This window comes from Actinomadura sp., assembly GCF_044508335.1.
In the GTDB taxonomy this organism is placed as follows: Bacteria; Actinomycetota; Actinomycetes; order Streptosporangiales; family Streptosporangiaceae; genus Spirillospora.
The window spans coordinates 15,539-18,779 of record NZ_JBIQHY010000131.1 but is presented as its reverse complement, the minus strand read 5'-3'; the positions used below and the strand labels follow the sequence as shown (position 1 = coordinate 18,779).

General features: G+C 71.6%; 1 protein-coding gene. It reads right to left on the bottom strand.

Going from position 1 to position 3,241, the window contains the following annotated elements:
* Positions 1-427: 427 nt before the first annotated feature.
* The gene (locus tag ACIWVC_RS29795) at positions 428-2,980 is read right to left on the bottom strand and encodes a transglycosylase domain-containing protein (RefSeq protein WP_396451639.1); all 2,553 of its coding nucleotides are present in this window, start codon (positions 2,978-2,980) and stop codon (positions 428-430) included.
* Between the last annotated feature and the right edge of the window lie 261 nt (positions 2,981-3,241).

The following is a 3,241-nucleotide window of genomic DNA, read 5'->3' as shown; positions in this document are numbered from 1 at the left end:
CGCCCGCCGCCGGGGGCGCCCATCCGCGCGGGCCCGCCGGCCCGACCGCCCGCCCTGCCCGCGCTCCGGCCGCCGGGCCGCGGCGCCCTTCCCGGCGTCGGCGAGCCGGACGGCCCGCCGCGCTGCCCCCCGGACGGCATGCCCGCGGAACCGGGGCGGGGGGAGCCCCGGCGGCCAGCACTCTCTCCGTTGTCCGGTCCGTATCGGCTTGGGTTACTCACGCGGCCTCATCAACTGGGGGACGGCTGTGCGTCGTCCGAGCGTACTGTGCCCCTGATGCGGAGGAGGCCGATGAGCCGGCGCCGCCCGCCCGCGGGCCGGACGGGAGGGCCCGCTCGGGGCCGCTGGCGTGCGGCAATTCGCGGACATGCTTCATGTCACACCCCCAACTTTCAGAGGACGGTTCGGGTGACGGTGGTCCACCGGTTCACTCCGGTGGCCTGGCCAGGGGAAGGAGCGGCACCAGACTCCGCGTCTGGACGCTGCGGCCGCCCTTCCGGTTGCGGCAGGCCGGGTCGCCCTGGTGGATCTGGCACCACCACCGGGGCGGCGGGTTGCTCGGCGGCTTGTTCGGGTCGCAGTTGCCGTCCGAGAACGGCGACTGGCACGGCGGGAGGTTCCCGTTGCCGTTGCCTGGGCCGCCGTCGTCCTGGCAGCGCGGGTCCTGCCGGCCGATCGGCAGCCTGCACCACGGCGGCCGGTGGTCGTCCTTCTTCTTGGGCGGCTTCGCCCACCGCTGCACGATCCCGCCCCATGCGGGCGGCGGGAACGGCTTCGCCTCCACGCCCTGCAGCGCGTGCGACATGTAGGACCGCCAGATGCGGGCGGGGATCGTGCCGCCCTCGACCGTGCCGATCCCCGGCAGGACCACCGACTTCTTCTTGCCGTCCGGGCCGTTCGCGTCGTTGAAGATGGTCACCGCCGTCGACACCTGCGGGACGTAGCCGACGAACCACGACGAGACGTTCCGGTCGGTGGTACCGGTCTTGCCGGCGGCCTGGCGCCCGTCCGGCAGTGCCGCGGCCGTGGCGGTACCGGCCTTGATGACCTGCTGCATCGCGTAGGTTGCGTCCGCCGCGACCTTCGGGCCGAACACCCGGTGCGTCTCGACCTTCGGCTTCAGCCGGACCCTCTTGTTGTCGCTGTACCTGACCACCCGGATCACGTGCGGCTGGTGGTAGACGCCGCCGCTGGCGAACACCGCGTAGCCCGCGGCCTGCTCGATCGGGCGGATGTTGTTGACGCCCAGCGCCAGGTTCAGGCAGCACTTGTGCGGTTCGAGCAGGTCGGACGCGATGCCCGCGTCCTCCTCGGTCTTGATGACCTCCTCGATGCCGACCTTGCCCATCAGCTGGATGAACGCGGTGTTCACCGAGTCCTGCGTGGCGGTGATCAGGTTGATCGCCGGGCCGACGTCATGGCTGTTCGGGACGATCGTGGCCCGCGGGTCGTCCTTCGACGTCACGCTGCCGTCCGGCGCGATCGGCGTCTTCGACCGCCCCTCGACCGTGCTCTTCAGGCTGTAGTTCTGCTTCAGCGCCGTCGCCAGCACGTACGGCTTCATCGCCGAACCGGCCTGCGCCGAGCCCTGCCACACGTTGTTGAACGACTGGTCCAGGTAGTCGGGCCCGCCGTAGAACGCCACGACCTCGCCGTTCGCGGTGTTCACCGACACCAGCCCGACGCGGATCTTCTTCTTCGCGAGCTTCTTCGGGTTCACCTGCGGGACGGTCTTCTCCGCCGCCCGCTTGGCCATCGCCATCCGCTTGCGGTCGAACGTCGTGTAGACGCGCAGGCCCTCGGTCGTCAGCTCCTTGCGGTCGAGGCCCTGCCGGCGCAGCTCCTCCATCGCGCGCGTCAGCATGTAGCCGCGCTGGCCGCCGTACAGCTGCTTGTCGCTGCCCGGCTTGCTGATCTTGGGCAGCCGCTTCATGTACTTGGCGGCGTCGGCCTCGCTCATCTTGCCCATCGAGACCATGCCCTTGAGCGTGTACTGGTAGCGCGCGGTCACCCACGCGCGGTTGTCCTTGTCGCCCGGGTCCCGGTTGGGGTTCTGGATGATGCCGCCGAGGACGGCCGCCTGGTCGGGCTTCAGCTCCCACACGTCCTTGCCGAAGTACTCGCGGGACGCCGCCTGGATGCCGTAGGTGTCGCGGCCGAAGTAGATCGTGTTCAGGTAGAGCTTGAGGATCTCGTCCTTGGTGTACTTGTCCTCCAGCTTCAAGGAGATGAACAGCTCCTTGAACTTCCGGCTCACCGTCCGGTTGTTGGGGTCGGAGTAGTAGTTCTTCGCGAGCTGCTGCGTGATCGTGGAACCGCCGCCCGACCCGCCGGTCAGGTTGTCCCACACCGCCCGCGTCGTGCCCTTGATCGAGAACCCGGGGTCGGTGCGGAAGCTGCGGTTCTCCGCCGCGAGCACCGCCTCCTGGACGAACCGCGGGACCTGCTTCAGCTCGACGCTCTGCCGCTTCTTGCCGATCCGGCCGATCTCGGTGCCGTCGGTGTAGTAGAAGATCGACGCCTGGTCCTCGACGCCCGCGACCGTCGGCTCGGCGGGCGTCGGCGTGTTCGCGTAGGCGACCCAGATCAGCGTGACGAACGCCGCGATGCCGAGACCGCAGACGCCGGCCACCACCTTCCAGGACGGGATGAAGCGCCGCCATCCCGTCTCCCGGGACCGCAGGTGCCCGAGCATCCCCTTCTTCTTGGGCGGCATCCCCGGACCACCGGGACCGCCCGGCCCACCGGGGCCGCCGGGGCCGCGCGGTCGTCCGGGACCGCCCGGACCGGACCGGTTCGCCACCCGCGTCCCCTTGCTGCGGAACGTGGAGGTCAGCTTCGCCCCGAGCTCCTGCCCGGCCTTGCCCAGCTCCTGGAGCTTGTCGCGGACACCGGGCTTCGGCGCCGCCCGGAACCCGGCGGCACCCGCGGCACCCGCCGCGCCCATGCCCGCCGCCGCGCCCATGCCGGGGCCACCCATACCGGGGGCACCCATACCGGGGGCACCCATACCGGGGGCACCCATACCGGGAGCGCCCATACCGGGAGCGCCCATACCGGGAGCGCCGGGGCCGTTCAGCGCGGGCGGCCCACCGGGAGCCCCGCCCATTCCGGACGCATTGGGCACGCCGCCGGGAGGAGGCCCGGCTCCAGGCCCGCCGTTGCCGCCGAAGCCCCCCGGCCTCGCACCACCGGGAGCACCCGGCGTCCCCTGCCCGGCGGCACCGGGAGAGCCGCCCGG